The sequence below is a fragment of the Enterococcus sp. DIV0755f genome, assembly GCF_051713725.1.
GTDB lineage: Bacteria > Bacillota > Bacilli > Lactobacillales > Enterococcaceae > Enterococcus_D > Enterococcus_D casseliflavus.
Genome location: NZ_JBIOQL010000001.1, coordinates 1,149,943 through 1,171,706, shown reverse-complemented (window position 1 = coordinate 1,171,706; position 21,764 = coordinate 1,149,943). Strand labels below are relative to the sequence as shown.

Genomic DNA, 21,764 nt, shown 5'->3' with positions numbered 1-21,764 from the left:
CTATTATACAAATTCTTAAGAAGAATTTTATTGCAGGACCTTTACAATTTGTTACAAATTATCGTAAAAGTGGGTGTTTTCATCGTCTTTTCCGACTGAAATTAGTCAGAAGTGGGAAGAATCAGCATTGATAAGGGTTTATTTTTTGTAATCTAACCGTAACAAATCTATTTTTTCTTACGAATGGCTTCAATAAATCGAGACAATTCCTGACTGCTTTTTATCTGATTGATTTCTAACTTTTGAAAGTTTTTTAAGAGTCTTCTTTGATGGAAATTCAATCGCGGTAGATTTTGTTTTAAAACGCGCCATTCTTCTGGAAACGCTGCGAAGCGCCCTTGCCAATCGTTTTTATATTGCTCAATATTTTCAGCCAATTCTTTTTTGTGCTGCTCAAAAGCTTGATTGACTTGTTGCACCGCTTTCTGAAAGGCAACCAAGTTAGCAAGGGTATAGCCCATATCAAAAGAAAGAACCATTAATAAGAAAACGGGCAATAAGAATCCGACCCGAGCACTCAATGTTTGCACGATCTCCAGCATTTGCGGATGAACAAATCGAACAATGAGCACGCAACACACGCCCCAAAAAAGAGAAATCGGCAATGCCACCCGTCCATTGATATTCAGTGGTACTTCTTTGTAATCCCACCATGAGGCATGAAAAAACCGCTCAAGTAAATAACTTGTCACATATTCAAGCACGGTGACCAATAACGCTGCCGCAAAGAACAGTGGAATCACTTGCTCATGCAATGGCCGTAACAAATAGACAACGCCAAGAATTCCAAAGCCGTAGATGGGTGTGATTGGACCAATAAGGAACCCCCGATACACAAAGTGCTTGGCTTTTAGTGAGCAATAAATGGTTTCCCAAAGCCATCCGATAAATGAGTACAAGAAAAACAATAAAATGATCCGTTCAAATTGAACCATACCTCTCCGCTCCTTTTCAAACTGTTGCAATGATCTGTGCAATCGTACTTGTCATCACAATCATACCACAAATCAATCGGTCTTATTTTGAATCAGTGCAGTAGCTTATTCCTCGTTTGAACGGTCTTTTTTGTTGCTTATTGATCACCAAAAATAATTGATGGGTGCACCTGTTCTTTCAAACTATAGCCACACAGTTCTTTGTTAAAGGTAAAATGATCTTGTTCCACATTGGCAATGATCTCATCTTCGGAAAATCCGTGAAAATCGTAGTCATTGATGTAACTGCGAAGTAATACTAATTTTGCATCGATCAAGAGAACTCGTTGGATGTCCATCCAAAAAGCCATGTCTTTGTTTTTCAATATTTTTTTCAATTCTGCTTCCTGTGCTAACCAGTACGCATAGACTGATGGCATTTCACCTTTAATGGTTTCAGCAGATAATCCTTCTCTCATTTTTACTAGATACTCATTCACTGATTGATAAAACAATTTCCTTCCCCCTAGTTCCATTATTTTTAAACGTAGATCCTATGTTCCTTCTATTTCCTCGCCGCTTTGAGCTATCTTCCTCTATCCGACTGTCGCTGATGTCGCCTACTTTTTGTATCGAAAGAAGCCATAGTATTTCGCAACAAAATTCTGACAATTGTTCAAAACAAATAGATAAATAAAAAGCACACTATTATTTTATAGATATAACCGACACAATTTTTAACTTCACTATTCTTTTAATGCTTCCTTTCTTTTCTAAAGCATAGCAAAAGTCGCCCCGTATTTATAATCAACTTTTGCATCAATCTAAGAAAAAAGTGAAAATAAGCGGTAACAGTCAGTTATTTCCGCTTCATTTTTTTAAATTTACTATTTAACAATCCTTTATTTTTTTCGATTCATGCAATAACTGAGAATATTTTATTGCGTTATTTCCTTTCCTATTATACGATTAACTAAATAATGTTGGTTATTTGAAAATAAAAAACAAAGGGGAACGTGAGAATAATGAGAAAAAGTGTTGTTTTTAGTTTATTGGGGTTCACACTTCTTTTTGCTGGCTGCACGCCAAAAGAGGAGAAACCAGCTTCAGAAAGTACGGAAAATGCAAGCGCTACAAGCTTATCTATGACATCATCATCCGAAGTCGCCCAAGAATCGACGGTCTCTTCCAGTGAAGCGGCTTTACCTAGTTCAGAACAAACCATCACAGGCGTTAGCGGAACAAACTATACCATCGATTTACCTAGCAATTGGCAAGAGGTACCTGATTTCACTTCATTGAATCCTGACAATGATTTCATGTTGTCCGATGCGTTAGAAACGAAATACTTAGCTGCAGTCGTTGAATCGAAACAGGATTTTGCCGATTTAGAAACTTATCTCGGATTGGTTCAAGAAAATTTGGCAACAAGCTTCGATACGACTGCCACCTTTTTACCAATTCCTGACACAAAGGCCTATTTCGTGGATTTTCCTGCGACAGTTGAAGGGCTAAATATCCACTATATTTATTATGTACTTGAAACCGAAAATAATTACGTTCAGTTGTATGGCTGGACGTTAGAAAGCTTATACGACTCTTCAAAAGAGGAATTAACAGCGATCATGAACAGCTTTAAAGAAGAATAAACAAAATATCTGTACCCATTTTGGCAAATCGCCACAAGCATGGGTACAGATATTTTTTCTTTTTATCTACGGACTACAAGACGTTGCCCTACCAGAATCAATGAGCCAGAAAGGTTATTCCATTGCATCAACTGATTCACAGTCACACCGTAGCGTCGCGAAATCCCCCATAGAGTGTCTCCCGAACGTACAGTATAGGTGGTGCTGTTTGATGAGGAAGCGTTCGTTTCTTGAACGTACGCTGCACTTACCCAGCCACGCCCTTCAATTCGATACCAGACATTGTTGCCATTGACACTGGTTCCGGTCTTTTGCGCAACTGCACGAAAAGAGGAGTTGTTTAACAAAGATCCAACAATTCTGGCACTGGTAGACGCATCAGAGCGAATATTCAATGTTGCGGTAGTGCGAAACTCTTTGTTGATGCTTTGTTCAGAGCTATTACTTCCAGCGTTGACTTCTGTCACGTACGCAGCGCTCACCCAGCCGCGTCCTTGGATTCGATACCACACATTGTTGCCGTTGACACTCGTTCCCGTCTTTTGAGCGACTGCTCGAAATGTTGCATTGCTTGCCAAGGAGCCGACAACAGAAGCGCTAGTCGATGCGTCTGAACGGATATTCAAAGCAGCGGTGGTGCGAAACTCTTTATTGATGCTTTGTTCGGCACTGTTGTTACTGTTATTATTATCGTTGTTATTACCATTATTATTGTTGTTATCATTCCCACCCGTATTCGATGAGATCTCCGTCACGTGAGCGGCACTTACCCAGCCACGTCCTTGAATTCGGTACCACGTCGTATTGCCGTTCACACTGGTGCCGCTTTTTTGCGCTACTGCTTCAAATGTTGCATTGGCAGCCAATGAACCCACGATCGAGGCGCTGGTGGAAGCATCCGAACGGATATTGAGTGCTGCATTTGTTCTGAATTGCTTATTGATCGCCTGTTCAGAATTGTTATTGTTGTTATTGTTATTATCATTTGAACCACCACCACTTGATGTATCGTACTGGGTCAAATTGTACGTTTCAATCAAGTTGTTTAGCTTACTTGCATAAGCCGTGTCGGTGGCATAGCGTCCTTGCAGCCATTGTGTCGCGTCACGATAAGAATTCGTATTAGACTTCCATGCCCCATGGTAGAAGAAAACACCTGGCGAAAATGAGGTGGTTCTCAAAACGTGCGCATTGTCTTGAAAAGATTCTTTTAATGAAGGGTATTTACGAAACTTCGCAATAATCGGATAGAGATTGCCATTCCCGTCATCTTCCAAGGTTTGCATCTCTACAAATTGTCCATTGTAAGATCCCTTGATACCAAACATATTATTGGCAAGAGTAGTCAGCGTGGATTGCCCCCAACCTGATTCTAAGATCGCTTGCGCAATCATGACTGAAGCGTAGAGGTCATTTGCCCCCGCCACTTCTTGTGCCATTGGTCCTACTTGCTGAATAAATGCTTGCTGATTATTAGAACGTGCCATTGGATTGTTGTAGTTGGGCATGACCTTCGTTTCAATGGCGATCCGCTCTTCTTCTGACAGAACAGGAATGTCACGATCGATTTCTGCTTCATTCTGTTCAGAAGCATCATCTGCTGGTTCATTTTCGGGTACGTCTTGAATTTCTACTACATCCGAACTTTCAGCTTCTGATGATTCGGTACTATCTTGCGTTGCTGGTGCTCCCTCGTTCACTTCTTGATCTTCTACAATGCTCACGGAATCTTGCGTCGATGTGTCTTGGGTTGACTCTGCTGTTTCAACTACTTGAACACCATTTTTGGTTTCTGCTGACTCAAGTGTATCTGCTAAGACATTCATCGGCAAAATATTCACCGTACTAACAAGTGCAGCGGTTGCCGCCGCACTTTTACGGTAAAGAAGCCCTCTTTTTTGTTTCTTCGCACGATAACGAAGCTGTTTTCTTTCTTCCATTTGTCTCTCCTTAAAACTACAGCTAGCTACTTCTTACATTCTTACTGCAAAGCTAGGTGTAAAATGAGCGGTACTGCCAACAGAAACATTTTGTCCTGGGCGTGGTGCATGAATGTATTGTCCGCCACCTAAAGCAATGGCTACATGATAGGTGCTGCCTGATGAACCCCAGAATAATAGATCTCCTGGTTGTGCTTGGCTAACGGAAATCACTGTACCTGCTGTTTCTTGTGGTACCGTCCATCCACCTATATCTCTCCCTGTTACTTGTAAAAAGACATAGCGAGTAAACCCAGAACAGTCAAAGCTGTCCGGTCCTTTGGCACCCCAAACATAGGGTTTTCCGATATGTTTATAAGCTTCTGCCACGATTGCAGCCCCATTTGTTGATGCTGGTGCAGAAGGTGCTGGCGGCGTCACGATCGGTGCAGGTGACGGAGCAGGCGTTGGCGCTGGTGTAACGGGCGTCGGTGCTGGCGTTGGTGCAGGAACCGCAGGTGCACTGTCCGCTGGCGTCTCTGGTGCTGCAGGTGTCACTGGTGTTTCTGGCTCTTGAATTTCAGGTGTATCTACTGGTGCTTCTTCTGGAGCCTCTGGTGTTTCAACTGGTTCAGATTCTTGCGTTTCCTCTGGCTGCGTTTCTGCTGGTGCTGCTGGCTCTTCCACTGGCGCTTGGCTCTCTGTTTCTGCGTCAGCTTCGGTGCCCTCTGCTTGAACAGCCGCTTCATTCAAGGCTGCTGCTTCCGCTGCTGCTTGTTCTGCCTGCTGTTGCGCCGCTTGTTCTGCTTGGGCTTGTAAAGCCGCAACACGGGCAGCTTCTTCACGAATTCTTGCTTGCTCCGCTTCATAGGCTTCTTTTTCCGCACGCAGCTGCTCTTTTTCTTCTTCTTTCGTTGCTTCTTCGTAGGCTAACTGACTAACCAAGACATTTAATTCTGCTTGGCTTGCTTCCAAGACACCTTTTTGTGCTTCCAGATGGCTCTGTGCTGCTTGCAATTCTGCCACTTTTTCTTGTGATTCCGCACGCTTTTGTTCAACTGCTTGTTGGTCGGCTTTTTGCTGTTCGATCACTTCATTATTCGCTCGAATGATCGTCGTCATGGCATGGACCCGACCCACTAGATCACTGACAGAATCAGCTTCTAGTACGGCTGTTAGAAAATTGTCGCCTTTTCCATTGACTTGTGTTTCTCTGGCTTGCTTTTCGATGTTTTCTGAGCGTTTGGCAATCCGCTCTTCTAACTGACTGATTTCCTGATCCAATCCTTCGATCGCTTGCAACAAATCACTTTGCTGCGCTAAAATGATTGCTGCTTCTTGATTTAATGAATCAATTTCTGCAGACAATCCATCAATTTCCCCTTGTACGCTTTGACGTTGCTGTCTCAACTGATCAATCTCGTTATTTTTTTGTTCGATCAATTGATCGTGATTCGTAGCAAAAACGGTCACAGGTCCGCCGAATGATGACAATACAATGCCACACACACACACTGTTGCAAAGATTTTCTTCTTCATCTGATCCTCCAAATTCAATTTTAAAACTTTTTTTTCATTTATTTGACCATTTTCATTTTACCATAGTTCAGCAACAAACCCAATCCGTAAGCGATTTACATTTTAGTTACACAAATAAACTCTGTTTTTTTATTGCATGTTCCCCACTCCTCTGCGATCGACACGCCACGTGAATGCCTATATATCACCTATTCAAGAAAACTTCATAGAAAAAGTCCTTTTTCTTAAGAAAAAATAAATAATGTTGTAGATTTCACTTTGATTACATTAATTTTCTGCAAAATATGTTTGATTCATAAAATATTTACAGACGAAAAAAAAGCTCCTTCCTAGTGTTTTCTAGAAAAGAGCGAGTTTTTTTGTCTTAGTTATTCGCGATAAGGGAGTAGTTGTCTCATTACAGCAATTTGATCATCAATGGTCTGTTCTGTGATGTGACCGGTCAGAGCCAAAATCCCCAATCCTTCAATCACGAACATATAGTTTTCTGCAATCACTGCCAAGTTTTCATCTTTTAACACACCTTGCTGAACGCCGACTTGAAAGATCTCATGGATCGTCCGTTTCGTCTCAGAAAGTTGTGCTTGCTGCAGTGAACTGGAGGCTTCGGTTTTATGCGTATAGTAATACTCGTAGACGGCTCGCAGCATACCGTCAGAAATGCTGTGGAGTAGACGCTTGCGATGGTCGGAAAAATATTTGTTTAAAATCGTTTCAAAGGGCACTTGCTCCATGATCATCTCTCGTACATCATCAAATTTTCGTTTGGAGCGCTGCTCTAACACCGCCAAAAAAATCTCATCCACCGAACGAAAATATAAATAAATGCCACCACGACTAATGCCGCACTCTTCGATAATGTCCTTCATTGTCGCATCGATCAAGCCTTTCTTACTAAAGACGACTTTGGCACTTTCAAGAATCAAATCACGCTTTTGTTGTTTTTTCTTTTCCGCTGTAGTCAATTCGCTCTGTTGCTTCTTTGCCATTTTTTTGGCTCCTTTCATCACATTATTAATGACACTCGTGTCATTTTGTTGTATAATCAATCTAACTTAAAAATGACACGAGTGTCATTATAAAAAAGGAGTTTTTACAATGAATACAAAAAGCAAAACCTATCGCCTTGTCATTCGTGCCATTTTGACTGCTATTATTATTTTACAGACGATGGTGCCTTTCCTTGGATTTATTCCGATCGGTATCACTAGTTTAACGATCATCCATATCACGGTGATCGTCGCTGCCATCGTTTTAGGGACAAAAGACGGGATGTTCATCGGCTTAGTCTGGGGTATTTTTACCATGATTCGTGCGTTTACCTCTCCGACAACGCCCTTAGACATTGCCGTTTTCACCAACCCAATCATCTCGGTGGTTCCCCGTGTATTGGTTGGCTTAGTGGCTGGTCTCTTGTTTACGATCATTTACAAAAAGACCAAAAAAGTCGTCGCTGCTTCGATTGTTGCAGCAATCTTTGGGACCATCACCAATACAGTTTTGGTCTTAACGTTAATGGGAACCTTATATACTGGCTTAGTTGCCACTACCTATGGTGTCGATGCTTCGGCTTTATTCGTGACCCTCGGTGGAATCGCTGTAACGAATGGAATCTCTGAGGTGATCACAGCTGCGATCTTAACACCCATTCTAGTAAAAGCCTTATTTGCAGCAACCAGCTTACGTCCAGAAAATCGTTAGTCCCTTCTCTTATCCTATCATTTTTTTCACATTCTGAGTACTCTTTGTCCAAACATTAAAAGCCCCCGATCGAAGAAAGCTTCTATTTGTATAGAAAAGCTTTCTTCGATCGAGGGACTTCTTCTTTTATTGGTCAAAAAAAGGTGGACAGCAAGGCAAGGATCGCTAGACCGCCTTGAGTCAAAATAATTTTCTTATCGCTAGTCACACTGCCATATGCAGCCACTAATATAATGTAGATCAACAGCAAGCGACTGATTTCCAATGGCGCTGAAGCAAAGGTAATACTATACAGTAACCCCAAACCGATCAGCCCATTGTAAACTCCTTGGTTTTTGAACAAGGTCCCAACGATCGGTCGTTCAAGCTCTGTTTTCGTCACGTTGAAGACCCGCGCCGTTGCTTTGGACGTAGTGGCAAATGTTTCTAAATAGAGAATATAGAAAAACTCTAAGGCAACCAGTACAATCAAAATCGTCGATAAAATCGTCATCTTTATTCTCCTTGATGAGCGACAACGATCTCGCTCGGTTTGGCTGCAAAGTCAGGCATTTGTTGGAATAATTGTTGCAGCAGCGGGTTTTGATTGTGAACGCTGATCGCTTCTTGATTCGCCCATTTTTCGACCATGACAAATCGATTGTTCTCTTCCAATGATTCATAGAGATGATAGCCGTGGCAGCCTTCCTCAGCTCTCGCCGATGCTAATAATGGCGTAACAGCGGCTAAAAAATCTGCCCGCTTTTCTTCTTTGATGTAAAACGTTGCATTAATGATTTCCATCGTTTTCCCTCCTCTTATAGAAATGTCGTAATTTGTTCTGCGTCTAACCGAACGGATTCATAGCCTAATTCTTTGGCTTTTCCGACTGAAAGGATCATGACAGGAACATAACGTTCTTTGTCTAAGCCAAAAGCTTCGGCTAATTGATCTGCTTCAAAGCCGCCAATTGGGTTGGTTTCATAGCCATGCGCCCGCGCAACTAACATAAATTGCATGGCAGCTAAACTAGCGTCGATCTTCACCACATCATTCATTTGTTCTTTTGTAAGATTTTCGTAATGCGGAATGATCGCTGCTAATTGTTGGTCACGTACTTCCGCTGGCATTTTGCCTTCTGCTACTGCTTTGTTATAGATTTCTTCTCCTAGTTCATGACAAAGCATATCGCCAAAAATCAAGACCATTGCAGAAGAGGTATCATTTTGACGGACGTTGAAACGAATCAACGGTTTCAATTTTGCTTTTTGCTCATCGCTTTCCACAACGACAAAGCGCCAAGGCTGCATATTGACTGAGGAAGGTGCTGTCGTTGACTCTTGGATCATGGTCAACATTTCTTCACGGTGGATTTTGTATGTTTCATCATAGACACGAACCGATTTTCGGCCAAAGGTGATCTCTGAAAAATTGTTATTGCTATATTCTGTCATGGGTTTGCCTTCTTTCATGGAACTAATTTCATAAGTAATGTTAGAAGCTGTGCTTCTTCTTTTTCGGTCAAATTGATGCCTAACGACTCCTCAGAGCTGGCATGCTTTGAAGCACAACTAGCCAAATCGGCTTGTGCTTTCGGTGTCAAAGAAACAAAAATCTCGCGGTTATTGTCTTTGTTTCGTTCCCGTGTCACAAATTGTTTTTCTTCGAGAATCTTCAAATGCCGCGTGACCGCTGCACTATCGATCTTCAATTCATTCTGTACTTGATTTTGGGTACAGCGTCCTTGCTCATTCAAAAACTGCAGCAACTGATAACGGGTCAGACTAAAGCCAGTCTCTTTTTCAAAGATCGCCGTTAATTCTTGATTCACGATTTTCATCCGATACAGCAATCCGCTTAGCTCACGTAAATTCATTGCATAAACCGCTCCTTTCATCGTTGACTTGTCAACTGTTGACTAGTCAATTATAAATCATTTTCTTTTGCTTGTAAAGAGTAAGCAAAAAAGACCCGCAGCTAGGCGAACCTCATCAAGAATCGAATCAGAAATTCTTTGATGAAGGTACACCAGCAGGCTGCGGATCTTCGTGACTCCAGTATTGAGAAAATACGGTAGAATTTATTTTATTTTAATTGGAAGAGTTTCTTCAAGCCCATCACGATCAGTGTAGAGATCGCTGCAGCAGCGAAGATAATGCCCCACGTGCCAGCTTGAATCGGCATCGTATCCAATAGCTCATTCATAAACGGTACATAGACCGCTGAAAGCTGTAAGCCGACGGAAAGGAGCAATGCCCCCATCAATGGTTTGTTTTTCAAGAGGGTTTTGTCTAAACCAAAGCCGCTGCTCTTACGAACGTTGAAAATATGCATCAATTGCGCCACTGCCATAAAGGTAAAGGTTGCTGTTTGTGCATAAAGCAACTCGTGATCCGTCAGCATCAGGAAGTTGAAGAAGCCAAACGCCACCAAACCAATCACAACCCCACTTAAAATGATGCGTCCTAAGAAACGCTTGTTAACGAGGCCATCCGCTTTTGTGCGGGGCTGGCGCTTCATAATGTCGTCTTCAGCTGGTTCAAAGGCTAATGCCATGGCTGGAGCAATATCGATGACTAGATTCAAGAAAAGGATATGCAGCGGTTGGATCGGCATGGGCATCAAGAAAATGACACTTAGAAAGATCGTCACGATCTCAACCATATTACAAGAGAACAGGAAGGAAACATATTTTTTGATGTTGTCAAAAATGATGCGTCCTTCTTTGATAGCATCGACGATCGTTCCAAAACGGTCATCCGTCAAAATCATATCGGAAGATTCTTTGGCTACTTCTGTCCCACGAATCCCCATGGCGATCCCGATATCGGCGCCGTTGAGTGCTGGCGCATCGTTGACCCCATCGCCAGTCATTGAAACGATATCGCCTTCTTCACGCAACGCTTCCACAAGCTGTAATTTATTTTTTGGTGAAACTCGAGCAAAGACAGCGACTTCTTCGATTTTTTCGTTAAAGCCTTCTTGCCCTGCCAATTCATCGATCTCACGACCCGTCATGGTTTTTTCATGGTCTTTTAAGCCAATTTCTTTGGCGATCATGGACGCCGTCTTCGGATGGTCCCCCGTGATCATTTTCACTCGGATCCCCGCTTCTTGTGCGACCTTCACTGCTTCTTTGACATCTGTTCGCGGCGGGTCGACGATGCCCGCAAAGCCTTGGATCTTGATTTCCTGCAGTGCTGCTTTCAGCTCTGCTTCGTCCGTTCCACCTTGATAATCCTTGATGTAACCGACAGCGATCACCCGCTGCCCATGACTGGCTAACGTGTCATTGTATTCATGAAGCTGTTCTTTTTCTTTGGCATCAGCATCGGCTAAATCAATCAAGACATCTGGTGCCCCTTTGATGATCAATGTCCGTTGCTTTCCTTCATACACGGTCACCATGTATTTGTTGTCGGAATCAAAGGGCATTTCTGCGATTTTCTTCAGCCCGCTGTCCTGCTCTTTTTGGCGATCGATGCCGATTTTTTGACCTAAAACGACGAACGCCCCATCTGTTGGATCACCGAGGATCTCGTATTGCCCTTCGTTTTCACGTAAAGTAGCGGTGGTACATAAAGCACCGTTTTCGATCATTCCTTGCAGCGCATCATGATTGGCTGCATCGATCTCGGTTTCATCCTCCGAGTCTGCCTTGTAAAATTTCCCGTTGGGTTCATACCCATTTCCTGTTACTTTGAACATTTCTCCTGAACCTAAAATGATCTCAGCAACCGTCATTTGGTTTTCTGTCAGCGTCCCCGTTTTGTCACTGGCAATAATACTGGTGGCGCCCAGGGTCTCAACAGCTGATAACGATTTGACCAGTGCTTTGTGCTCGGCCATCGTCCGCATGCCTCGGGACAATGTGATCGTCGAAACGGCTGGCATTGCCTCAGGTATCGCTGCGACCGCCAAAATAATCGAGATATGGATCATTTCGACAAATGGTTGATTCGTCAAGACCCCAGCGATCAAAACTGCCACCGCAGCAAAGAGTGCTGCAATAATGATTGCTTTTCCTAGCTTGTCCAATTCGATATCTAACGGCGTTTGACGCTTTTTGTCACCCGTCAGCATGTCACTGATTTTTCCGACCTCGGTCTTCATACCGGTTTCTGTCACTACAGCATAGGCATTTCCCCGAGTTGCCGCAGTTCCTGCGAAAACGACATTGCGGCGATCGCCTAGTGGAACATCTTCTTCATAGGTTTCTCGTGCATCTTTTTCAACAGCTTCTGACTCACCGGTCAGCGCTGATTCGATGCAGGCAAAGTTGCTCGTTTCAAGTAAGCGGGCATCTGCCGCAATGGCATCCCCTTCTTCCAAAACGAGAATATCGCCTGGAACGATTTTTGCCGACTCGATCTCCATTACTTCTCCATCACGAATCACTTTTGCGGTAGTGTAAATCATGCTTTGAAGAGAATCAATTGATTTTTGTGCTCGTAATTCTGTGATAAAGCCTGTCATTACAGCAATCACCACGGCAATCAATACTGCAATTCCTTCAATCGTTTCCCCCATCGCAAAAGAGAGTAACGCAGCTGCTAGCAATAAATAAACAATCAAGTTGTTCAAGTTATGCCACAGCAATTCCCATACAGAAAGGGATTCTTGTTGCTGGATCGTGTTTTCTCCGTATTTTTCTAAGCGTTTGTCGGCTTCTTTCCCGCTTAGGCCTTGCTTGCGGTCACTTTCAAAATGTTTCAAGGTCTCTTCAGTCTTTTGCTGGTAAAATTTTTCCATCAAATTCCTCCTTTTAATTGTAAACTTCTTGCCGAGGGTTTCCACGTTTCTGAAGGGATAAATCGGTACAGATACCTTGCACAGTCATTTTTTGATTTGAATCGGTTCAGGCGATCGCTGAATGAAGGGAATATAACCAATAAGAAAAGCAAGCGCAGGTTGACTGGCTGAGGGAAAAGGTATGTGTGTTGAGCATCGATCATTTTGCGAGCAATGAAGTCGCTTCTTTTAATCGTCGCAAGTGATCTTTCTATGTACGTACTTTGTGAAAAAACCATCCGGCCTACTTCTAACCTATCATGGATGAAGATGTTCGCAAAGGATTTTGCTTCACAAGTGGTGTAAAAAAACAGTCGTAACAAAATTAGCACCACCGCTTTTGGTGACGATTGGGCAGCATGTCAGTAATGCCAAACAGGTACTCGTTTCGGTGTTTTCTTAATAAACTAAGCTTTTGCTATGTTGTGATTTACAATGTTACAACTCTAGCAAAAAAATAACTTTAAAAAGAGAACGCTTGCTGTCCTTACTTTATTTTAACAAAAAACAACAAACTTTTGAACAAAAAAATTGTTTATTGCTAAAAAAACAATTGAATTGCGACCTCTCGCTGACATTCTCCTTGCTGATCGTCTGAAAAGGTTGAAGCAAAACAAGTCATGATCCATTGTGTTCATATAAAACAAGCACGCCAATACCCCAAAAAAGCATTCCTCGTTTGAATGATAAATCACCAACCGAGGAATACTTCGTATCTATTCTAATTTAAGAGGGAACTTCCTCACTCTCGATGTAGCAATAGACTCGCAGATCAGGCAAAGCCTGTTTGATCCGCTGTTCGATCGTATCGATAAATACGCTTGGTTCTTCGGGTCCTAGCTTCAAGCTAAGGTCGGCGACGATCAAAAGTTCTTCTGGACTTAGATGGAGGGTTCGCAAATCTTTGATTTGAATGATGGCAGGATCGGCTAAAATTTGTTTGATCGCCATTAAATCAGAAGCAGAGGCGCCTTCTCCAATCAAGAGACTATAAAATTCTTTGGCTAAAAAGACAGCAGCAGCAATCAGCAACAATCCACCTAAAATGCCGCCGAGGGAATCAAATACTGGATTGTCCGTCAATGCGGTCAATAAGATCCCTGCGATGGCGATCGTCACGCTACCTAAGGCAAATAAATTTTCCGTGAAGCCTAAAAGCAGATCGGAATCGCGGCTTTCTTTTAAGAAACGAACGAGGGGCTGGTTTTGCTTGTTTTGTTCTTTGACTTCTTGCCAGCCCTCTTGAACAGCTGTCACTTCAATGAACAAACTGACAAATAAGATCGCTGCCACCAGCTGGAGCTGTTCCACTTCGTGGGTGGGGTCTAGCAGATCACGGCTAGCTTCAACAACCGCTAAAATTCCACCACCTAAAAAAACTGTCATGGCAACTACAGTACTAAAAAAATAGGTCGCTCGTCCTTCACCAAACTGATGCAGTTCGCTGCGTCCTCGCTGTGCTCGGTTTTCACCAATGGCTAGAAGTCCTTGATTGATGCAATCGATCAGACTATGGATACTTTCGTTCATCAAGACAGCACTGCCGCTAAAGAAGTAGCCGATGGCTTTCATGATCAACCCTAAGACATGGGTCAGCAAAACGATTCTACGGGCTTTTTGCTCTTGCTGTTTTTCCATCATACTTCCTCCTTCGGTGTCGGAATCGCTGTAACAATCTGTCTCTTTTCTTAAGCATAGCACTGCACTTCCTAGATGAAAACGAAAGTGGCTTGCGGGTCTGACCTTGTCTTCACTGGGGTTTAAAAAGGACTGAGGGCACAAAAAAAGTCAGGATCGCTCCTGACTTTTTTCTCTTGATTAGTAGCCGGTTCCGTCATCAACGACTTCCGAGCCGTATCCGTCGCCAGTTCCTGCACCGGTTTCGGTTCCTGTATCGGTACCTACGCCGGTTTGGGCTTCTGTATTCGCATCTGCTTGTGTATCTGCTGGTGCTTGACCTAATGCTTTCAACATATCGTTACGAATTTCATTGTAAGAATAGTCTTGAATATATACGATCGATTGTCCATCATAAGATTCCCCATCGTACCATTCAAAGGTATGTTTTTGAATATCGAATCCAGACAACATATTGCCTGCTAAAGATACTAAGTCTTCAAACTTGAAGTTTGTATTCACGTCTTCGCTGACTGAGTCTAAGATTTCTTGGTACTTGGTGACATTATTGATTTTCAAAGCTTGGTGGATTGCTGCTTCAATAACTTCTTGCTGACGATTTCCTCGATCCACATCGGTATCCATTTTACGGATGCGGGCAAAAATCAAGGCTTGTTCACCGTTCAACAATTGACGACCTTCTGGAATCAATGTTTCTCCCGTGTTGTCTGAAGTATATTTCTTGTTGATGTCGTAAGGCACATCAACAGTGATCCCTCCGATGGCATCGATGATTTTCTCAAAACTGGTAAAATTGATGTTTACGTAATAGTCAATTGGCAATTGCAGGTAGTTTTGGACTGTTTCAATCGTTGCGTCTTCCTCACCAATCGTGAATGCACTATTGATCTTGGCGGTAGCAGCAATCGTCCCGGTTCCTGTTCCATCATAAATGTTGGTCCAAATGTCTCGAGGGAGACTGACCATATCGATTTTCTTGTTTTCGCCATCGTACACCATGTAAATCAAACTGTCGGTACGGGCACTGTCCAAATGTTCTGTCTTTTCACGTTCCGCATCATTATCAACACCCATTAACAAGATCCCAAACTTTGAATTCACGTCAGAAGCTTTTAATGAGTTGTCCTGTTTACTTTTATTAGAGCTGATCACAGCGGATTCTTTAAACATTTTATCCACTGAATTTTTTGCTGCATAATACGTATAGCCGGCAAATAAAACGATGCCTGCAATGGCGAAAAGAAAGATTCCTCCAATAATCACGCGTTTGTTGCGCGCTTTGTGGGCTCTTTGCTGTTTATATCTCGTCTTTCTATCCATAGTGCCTCCTTCATTTCTCCTGAATTGCTCTCCCCGATTGTACCAGAATTTTTACGATCCGCCTATTTTTTTAAGAAGTTTTATTCTTTTTCTGTGAAGTCCTTTAAACATTCCTTAAAAATAATTCTGGGATTGAAAGAAACTTGGATAATTAGTCAACTTCTATGGATATTTTATTAAAAAACGAGTTTTTTCATTCACCCTTTTTGGAGGGATCAACTTCTTTTTCGACAGTCAGCTGAATAATTACACCAAAGGGATCGCGAACACTTGCATAAAAAAACGCAAAAGCATTCTCACTTGGTGCTTGGATCGTCTGACTGCCTTTTTGCCTCAATCGTTGATAAAGCTTCTGAGCTATTTGGCTCTCCGCTAGCGTCAAACTCAGTGACAAGTGATTGCCTCGCTGAATCGTCTCTCCTTCAACTAATGGATTGTCTGCCAGCTGTAACTGGAAATCTCCGATCTGTAGGATGGAGTGAGAAAGATACTGTTCTTGTCCCGCAAGAATCTCCAGCGTTGGATCAAGTCTCTCACGATACTCCTGGTTGGTGATGGCAAATAAGAGGGTTGCGTCTAGTGTTTCTTGATAAAATTGAATGGCTTCTTGTGCTTTGCCGTCTAAGGTTAAAAACAAAGCGATTTTTGGTTCGATCATTTGTTGGTTCCTCCTTTTCTTGTTACCATAAGTGTAACTGTGAATATTGCCAAAACTTGGCACCATTGGAGAAAGAAATGAAAAAATCAGAACGCTTAACACAGGAACTATTGTATTTACAAGGAAAAACCACTTTTCATCTAGCCGATTTGATGGAAACCTTCGCAATCTCAAAACGTACAGCCGTCCGTGATGTCCAATCATTGGAAGAGCTGGGCTTGCCTCTCGTGGTAGAAACCGGTCGTTATGGCGGCTATCAGATTTTGAAAAATCAACTGACCCCGTTGTACTTTGACAAAAATGAACGGTATACTCTTTTCTTTGCTTTGCAGCTCTTACAAAAATTAACCGATTCTCCTTTTGATCGGAGCTATCAAGGGCTACGGCGAAAACTGTTGCAGTCTTTTTATCAAGGAGACACCGAGTGGTTAGAAAAAATGGAGACGGGGGTTTCGTTTCAAGGGGTGCCTCAATTGACGAGTACACCGATCCTCTCAGCGCTTTTTTCAGCGATCGTACAAGAACAGGTCATCCAATTTAGCTATCAGCGTTATCAAAAAACGAACAAAACCGTACAACCCTATCAGCTGGATTTTCGCGCTGGTTACTGGTATTGTTTGGCCTATGACTGTCAAAAGCAGGCTTTTCGCCGCTATCGCTGTGATGCAATGCAGGGACTTGCTCCGACTGAAAAAACAGGCTATACCTTGCAGCAGTTAGCTGAAAAACAGCTGCAGCAACAAGTGTTGACACAATCACTGGGCTATCACATCCGCTTTGATCTATCGGCAAAGGAACGCTTGTGGCAAGAAAAATATCCTGACATGGCAGTGGTGGAACGTTCTAGCGAGCTTTGCTTAGAGGGGCACATTGCCGACAATGAGCTGGGTTTTCTGGCTGATTTTCTCTTGCAATTTGGTCCAACCATCAAAGAAATCCACCCGTTAGTCCTCAAACAAGCGTATACTGAAAACGTTCGGCAAATGCTGCAGCCATTTGCAACGGACTGACCGCTTTCCTGCATTGATTACTGATTGCTTGCTTGCGCCGAAACTGATTCTAATTGATAAGGAGTTTTCTACCCATGTTTCTTTTAAATAAAAAAACCTTCCAAGCGTTGGCTGCCCCCTATAGGACAGAAGGGGCTGCCATCGGCTATGCAAAATGGCAGTCCTTCAACGCCATCACCAGCCGTAGCCTGCTCGTCTTGGATAATCAGCAATTGACGATTTTGGCGTTGAATCTTTTCTCGACAAAAGTCGTGCAGCACAAAAGCATACCGCTTGCTGAGCTGAAAAAACAGCACAAAGATCCTGTTGTAGGGATGCTCGTCCCGATTCGCTTTACTTATAAAGGGGAAACCTACCGTTTTCAAATGCAGCGAGTGATCTTGCCCTTGGGAGATTGGCAAAAAACCTTTCTTGCCCGCTGGCAGTCGTGGTAAATGAGCAGCAACTGGCAAGGTTCGTTTTCCTAGAAAAAGACTTTTCAAGTGATTTACATTTTTTTTGCAAGAAAATGAATAGATTTTTCAGGGGATGTTTTCGGCTATTTCGTTCTATGGTAAGATGTCCCTAAAGAATTGGAGGCTGTTATGGGTTTTATTGCAAGTGAACGTTTACTGCTCCGTCCGTTTCAAGAAAGTGATTTTGCCGATACCTTTGCTATTTATCAGCAAGCGGAAGTCTGCCGTTTCTTACTCCATGAGCCTTGGCAGACAGAAACAGCAGCGGCAGCTTTTGCCAAAAAATGCCAACAGCACGCCTTGACGGACCATGCAGGTCTTTCTTTGGCAGTACTACACGACCAAACGGTCATCGGCGATTTGTCGGTGTGGTCTACTGGTCAGCCGTCTTCCGTTGAAATCGGCTATGCCTTCCATCCGTCATTTGGCGGCCAAGGGTTTGCTCAAGAAGCATTGAAAGAATTGTTGGGCTGGTTGTTTGCCAGTCAGAAGATCCATCGGGTCCAAGCGACGCTAGACGCCCGCAATCAGGCCTCAGCCAAGCTTTGCCAACGCATTGGATTACGCCAAGAAGCACATTTTATCCAAGACTGGTGGAACAAGGGGGAATGGACCGATAGTTTGGTTTTTGCCTGTTTGGCCAGTGAACATCCTGCTCATCCGAAATAATTTAGGAGGTTTTTTATGATTAGCTTGTTACGCTATGCCAAGGATTATCGCAAACAGATTATTCTTGGTCCGTTTTTCAAATTTTTAGAAGCGGTGTTTGAATTGGTCCTGCCTTTGCAGATGGCCGCTTTAGTCGATGAGGGGCTACGGCAAAACAATTGGTCGAAAGTCGTTGAAATGACGATCTGGATGATCGTGATGTCTGTGGTAGGCATGATCTGTGCCGTCATCTGTCAGTATTATGCTTCCGTCGCTTCTCAAGGCTTCGGGACGGAACTACGCAATCGCTTGATGAAAAAAATCAACACCCTTTCCCATAGCGAACTAAACTTATTCGGGACGGATACCTTGATCACCCGAATGACCAACGACATCAATCAGATGCAGATTGCTTTGGCGATGCTGATTCGGCTGGTGGTCCGTGCGCCCTTCTTAAGTATCGGTTCGGTGATTATGGCCTTTGTCATTGATTGGCAAGCTGGCTTGATTTTCCTACTCGTCTTACCGCTCTTTTGTATCGTCTTATTCTGGATCATCGCCAAAACCGTGCCATTATATAAGAAAGTTCAAATTCATCTCGACGAATTAAACGAACTAGTGAGTCAAAATTTAAGCGGGATTCGGGTGATTCGTGCCTTTGCCCGCACAAAAACAGAAACAAAACGCTTTGATAAAGCAACTGATGATTTAAGTGATGTCTATTTACGGGTCACAAATCTCTCTGCTTTATTGACGCCTGCCACCACCTTGATCATGAATGTCGGCATTATCGCGTTGTTTTATATCGGTGGATTCAAGGTCAATATTGGCAATTTGCAGCAAGGACAAGTATTGGCACTGGTCAATTACATGAATCAAATGCTCTTAGCGTTGATCGTGGTTTCCAACTTAGTGATCATCTTTACCCGTGCGGCAGCATCTGGTTCACGGATCAACGAAGTGTTAGCCACTGAGCCGTCGATCGGTGATGAGCTTTCAGAAGTCTTTATGGATCAGCCGAAAAACAACGTCGGAGCGATTCGCTTTGAGCACGTTGATTTCCGCTTTTCAAAAGAATACGGATTAGCCTTGAAAAACATTGATTTCCAAGTCGCGCCGGGGTCTATTTTAGGTATCACTGGACCAACCGGGAGTGGGAAATCTGCCTTGACCCAATTGATCCCCCGCTTCTACGATGTGGCAGATGGCAAAGTGATCGTTGACGGACACGATGTGCGGAAATGGCCTTTACAGCAATTACGCCAAAAAATCGCCATGGTGCCTCAAACCGCCGTGCTGTTTACGGGAACGATTCGAGAAAACTTGCAATGGGGCAAAAAAGATGCCACCGATGAAGAGTGCTGGCGTGCACTAGAAATCGCTCAAAGCCGCGACTTCGTTGAAGCCTTGCCGCAGCAATTGGATACCCCTATTTTTGAAGGCGGCAAGAACTTTTCTGGAGGACAAAAACAACGGTTAACGATTGCCAGAGCATTGATCGCTAAACCAGATATCTTGATTTTGGATGATTCTTTAAGTGCCCTTGACTATCAAACCGATCTTGATTTGCGGATGGCTTTAAAAGAAAGCATTCGTGGTACGGTCATCATCATCTCCCAACGGGTTCGCTCCATCCAAGATGCGCAGCAGATCTTAGTCTTAGACCAAGGGAATTTGGTAGGCAAAGGGACCCATGAAGAGCTACTGGCAACGTCAAAAGAATACCAAGAAATCGTGGCATCACAGGCAGAGGAGGAAGAAGCATGAAAAAGAAATCATTCGATTGGTCGGCCTTTCGTCGCTACCTCCCTTATTTGACTGCCTACGCGAAGGAAACTTGGGCGGCAGTTGTCCTCGGGATCGCTGCTGGTGTCTCCTCGGTTTATATGACGTATCAGATCGGTCAAGCCGTCGATCAGCTGATAGGTGCCGATCAAGTGCAGTTCAGCGCCCTCTATCGCATTTTGCTTTTGTTTGCCGGAGTGGTTTTAGTGACTGTGGTCAGTCAATGGTTGATCCAGCGACTAGGCAACCGCGTGGCGTATTTATCCGTCGCCGACTTACGTAAAAAAGGCTTTGCCCATCTCAATACATTGCCGTTGCGCTATTATGACCAAAACTCCCACGGCAACATCGTCAGTCGTTTTACCAACGACATGGACAATATTTCCATTGCCGTCGCTGCAGTCTTTAACCAGCTGTTCTCTGGTATTTCGGTCGTCTTGATCGCCTTAGTCGTCATGCTGCAAATGAGTGTGCCCTTAACGTTGGTCGTATTGGTTTCGACCCCGATCATCTTTTTGGTCAACTGGATCGTGGCACGAACGTCTCAGTCGCATTTTGCTCGCCAACAAGAAATCGTCGGCGAAATTTCTGGCTTTGTTACGGAAATGATCGGCAATCAAAAAATCGTCAAAGCCTTTGATCGAGAAACCATCAACCAAAACCGTTTTGAAACGATCAACCAAGAATTGAATGTCCGGGGGCAAAAAGCACAGTTTTCTTCTTCTTTGACCAATCCCCTTTCACGATTCGTCGATCACTTGGCGTATCTGTCAGTCGGCTTTGTCGGCGGTCTGCTTTACTTTTCTGGTTCAGGTGCCGTCACGGTTGGGGTGATCTCCAGCTTTACGATCTACTCCAGTCAGTTTTCGAAACCATTCATTGAATTGTCGGGAATTACCACCCAGATCCAAACGGCATTAGCTGGACTTTCAAGAACCTTTGAGCTCTTGGATCAAGAGCCCGAAACAGCCGATGACCAAGAATCTCAATCACTGGGTGAGATCAAAGGCGAGATTGCCTTTGAGGAGGTTTCTTTTGCTTATGATCCTGGTCAAAAACTGATTGAAGATTTCACTTTTACCGCAAAACCTGGAGAAACCGTCGCGATTGTCGGAAAAACTGGTGCTGGTAAATCGACGTTGGTCAATTTATTGATGCGTTTCTATGATATCGATAAAGGGGCAATCAAGATCGATGGCACCGATATTCGTCAGTTGAAACGAGAAGAATTACGGCAAAGCTTCGGAATGGTCTTGCAGGATACGTGGCTCTTTGATGCCTCTTTACGAGAAAACCTGCAATACGGCAATGACACTGCCACAGATGAAGAAATCTATGATGCCTTAAAGCATGCCTATATGTATGAGTATGTGATGCGCCTACCAGAAACACTAGATACACCGATCGGTCATCAAGGAATCAAGATCTCTGACGGGCAACGGCAGCTATTGACGATCGCCCGCACGATGATCAGCAACCCACCCATGCTGATTTTGGACGAAGCAACCAGTTCGGTTGATACTCTGACTGAGAAAAAAATCCAAGATGCTTTCTTGAAAATGATGGAAGGCAAAACCAGCTTTGTGATCGCCCATCGCTTATCAACGATTCGAGCAGCAGACAAGATCCTGGTGATGGATGCCGGTCAAATCGTGGAGCAAGGAACCCATGAAGAATTACTGGCAGAACAAGGCTATTACTATCGCCTGTACCATGCTCAATTCCAACATTGATCAGCCATACCACAAACCCCCATCA

20 protein-coding genes are annotated in these 21,764 nt (G+C 43.5%); 7 read left to right on the top strand and 13 right to left on the bottom strand.

The window, feature by feature from the left end; translation table 11 throughout:
* Positions 1-167 precede the first annotated feature (167 nt).
* Both IGI73_RS05300 and IGI73_RS05295 read right to left on the bottom strand, forming a co-directional pair.
* Complete coding sequence (locus IGI73_RS05300) at positions 168-935, bottom strand: putative ABC transporter permease (protein ID WP_016608128.1); 768 nt, start codon at positions 933-935, stop codon at positions 168-170.
* 137 nt (positions 936-1,072) lie between these two features.
* The gene (locus tag IGI73_RS05295) at positions 1,073-1,450 is read right to left on the bottom strand and encodes a DUF7006 family protein (protein ID WP_005234961.1); all 378 of its coding nucleotides are present in this window, start codon (positions 1,448-1,450) and stop codon (positions 1,073-1,075) included.
* A gap of 489 nt (positions 1,451-1,939) precedes the next feature.
* On the opposite strand from IGI73_RS05295, the gene IGI73_RS05290 reads away from it, so the two are divergent.
* Positions 1,940-2,563: a hypothetical protein gene (locus IGI73_RS05290; protein ID WP_128431873.1), complete on the top strand. Its 624-nt coding sequence runs from the start codon at positions 1,940-1,942 to the stop codon at positions 2,561-2,563.
* A gap of 62 nt (positions 2,564-2,625) precedes the next feature.
* Here the strand turns inward: IGI73_RS05290 and IGI73_RS05285 are convergent, their stop codons facing one another.
* The 3 genes from IGI73_RS05285 to IGI73_RS05275 form a co-directional block, all read right to left on the bottom strand.
* Positions 2,626-4,503 (bottom strand): glucosaminidase domain-containing protein, encoded by a 1,878-nt coding sequence (locus IGI73_RS05285; protein WP_438759126.1) that lies wholly within the window; start codon positions 4,501-4,503, stop codon positions 2,626-2,628.
* A 33-nt stretch (positions 4,504-4,536) separates the two neighbouring features.
* Positions 4,537-6,021 (bottom strand): PcsB-like coiled-coil domain-containing protein, encoded by a 1,485-nt coding sequence (locus IGI73_RS05280; protein WP_428206432.1) that lies wholly within the window; start codon positions 6,019-6,021, stop codon positions 4,537-4,539.
* A gap of 368 nt (positions 6,022-6,389) precedes the next feature.
* Positions 6,390-7,010, bottom strand: a complete 621-nt coding sequence (locus IGI73_RS05275; RefSeq protein ID WP_015509375.1) for a TetR/AcrR family transcriptional regulator — start codon at positions 7,008-7,010, stop codon at positions 6,390-6,392.
* A gap of 109 nt (positions 7,011-7,119) precedes the next feature.
* On the opposite strand from IGI73_RS05275, the gene IGI73_RS05270 reads away from it, so the two are divergent.
* On the top strand, positions 7,120-7,722 hold the full coding sequence (locus tag IGI73_RS05270; protein ID WP_005225613.1) for an ECF transporter S component: 603 nt from the start codon (positions 7,120-7,122) through the stop codon (positions 7,720-7,722).
* A 133-nt stretch (positions 7,723-7,855) separates the two neighbouring features.
* On the opposite strand, the gene IGI73_RS05265 is transcribed toward IGI73_RS05270, so the two are convergent.
* The 8 genes from IGI73_RS05265 to IGI73_RS05230 all read right to left on the bottom strand — a co-directional run bounded on the left by IGI73_RS05265 (position 7,856) and on the right by IGI73_RS05230 (position 16,108).
* Positions 7,856-8,215, bottom strand: coding sequence for a DUF1304 domain-containing protein (locus tag IGI73_RS05265; RefSeq protein ID WP_270787655.1), 360 nt, complete (start codon positions 8,213-8,215; stop codon positions 7,856-7,858).
* Between the two features lie 2 nt (positions 8,216-8,217).
* Positions 8,218-8,505, bottom strand: coding sequence for a putative quinol monooxygenase (locus tag IGI73_RS05260; protein ID WP_309419493.1), 288 nt, complete (start codon positions 8,503-8,505; stop codon positions 8,218-8,220).
* Positions 8,506-8,519: 14 nt separating this feature from the next.
* Entirely contained in the window at positions 8,520-9,155 is a 636-nt protein-coding gene (locus IGI73_RS05255; protein ID WP_428206433.1) for a nitroreductase family protein, read from the bottom strand.
* Positions 9,156-9,169: 14 nt separating this feature from the next.
* Positions 9,170-9,577 carry a MarR family winged helix-turn-helix transcriptional regulator gene (locus tag IGI73_RS05250; RefSeq protein WP_034857624.1) on the bottom strand — a complete coding sequence of 136 codons (408 nt, stop codon included), beginning with the start codon at positions 9,575-9,577 and terminating at the stop codon, positions 9,170-9,172.
* Positions 9,578-9,786: 209 nt separating this feature from the next.
* Positions 9,787-12,453 carry a cation-translocating P-type ATPase gene (locus IGI73_RS05245; protein ID WP_428206434.1) on the bottom strand — a complete coding sequence of 889 codons (2,667 nt, stop codon included), beginning with the start codon at positions 12,451-12,453 and terminating at the stop codon, positions 9,787-9,789.
* A gap of 765 nt (positions 12,454-13,218) precedes the next feature.
* Entirely contained in the window at positions 13,219-14,133 is a 915-nt protein-coding gene (locus tag IGI73_RS05240; RefSeq protein WP_428206435.1) for a cation diffusion facilitator family transporter, read from the bottom strand.
* 177 nt (positions 14,134-14,310) lie between these two features.
* A complete protein-coding gene (locus IGI73_RS05235) occupies positions 14,311-15,450 on the bottom strand; it encodes an LCP family protein (RefSeq protein ID WP_086292080.1) in 1,140 nt (379 codons plus the stop codon).
* 193 nt (positions 15,451-15,643) lie between these two features.
* The gene (locus IGI73_RS05230) at positions 15,644-16,108 is read right to left on the bottom strand and encodes a VOC family protein (RefSeq protein WP_086338456.1); all 465 of its coding nucleotides are present in this window, start codon (positions 16,106-16,108) and stop codon (positions 15,644-15,646) included.
* Positions 16,109-16,185: 77 nt separating this feature from the next.
* Between IGI73_RS05230 and IGI73_RS05225 the strand changes: the two genes are divergently transcribed.
* The 5 genes from IGI73_RS05225 to IGI73_RS05205 all read left to right on the top strand — a co-directional run bounded on the left by IGI73_RS05225 (position 16,186) and on the right by IGI73_RS05205 (position 21,739).
* The gene (locus IGI73_RS05225) at positions 16,186-17,118 is read left to right on the top strand and encodes a helix-turn-helix transcriptional regulator (protein WP_428206437.1); all 933 of its coding nucleotides are present in this window, start codon (positions 16,186-16,188) and stop codon (positions 17,116-17,118) included.
* Positions 17,119-17,192: 74 nt separating this feature from the next.
* On the top strand, positions 17,193-17,552 hold the full coding sequence (locus IGI73_RS05220) for a hypothetical protein (protein ID WP_225000933.1): 360 nt from the start codon (positions 17,193-17,195) through the stop codon (positions 17,550-17,552).
* Between the two features lie 150 nt (positions 17,553-17,702).
* A complete protein-coding gene (locus tag IGI73_RS05215; RefSeq protein ID WP_317738248.1) occupies positions 17,703-18,242 on the top strand; it encodes a GNAT family N-acetyltransferase in 540 nt (179 codons plus the stop codon).
* A 15-nt stretch (positions 18,243-18,257) separates the two neighbouring features.
* The gene (locus tag IGI73_RS05210; protein ID WP_010747847.1) at positions 18,258-19,988 is read left to right on the top strand and encodes an ABC transporter ATP-binding protein; all 1,731 of its coding nucleotides are present in this window, start codon (positions 18,258-18,260) and stop codon (positions 19,986-19,988) included.
* A complete protein-coding gene (locus tag IGI73_RS05205) occupies positions 19,985-21,739 on the top strand; it encodes an ABC transporter ATP-binding protein (RefSeq protein ID WP_428206438.1) in 1,755 nt (584 codons plus the stop codon). Before IGI73_RS05210 ends, IGI73_RS05205 begins: the two co-directional genes overlap by 4 nt.
* Positions 21,740-21,764: the final 25 nt, after the last annotated feature.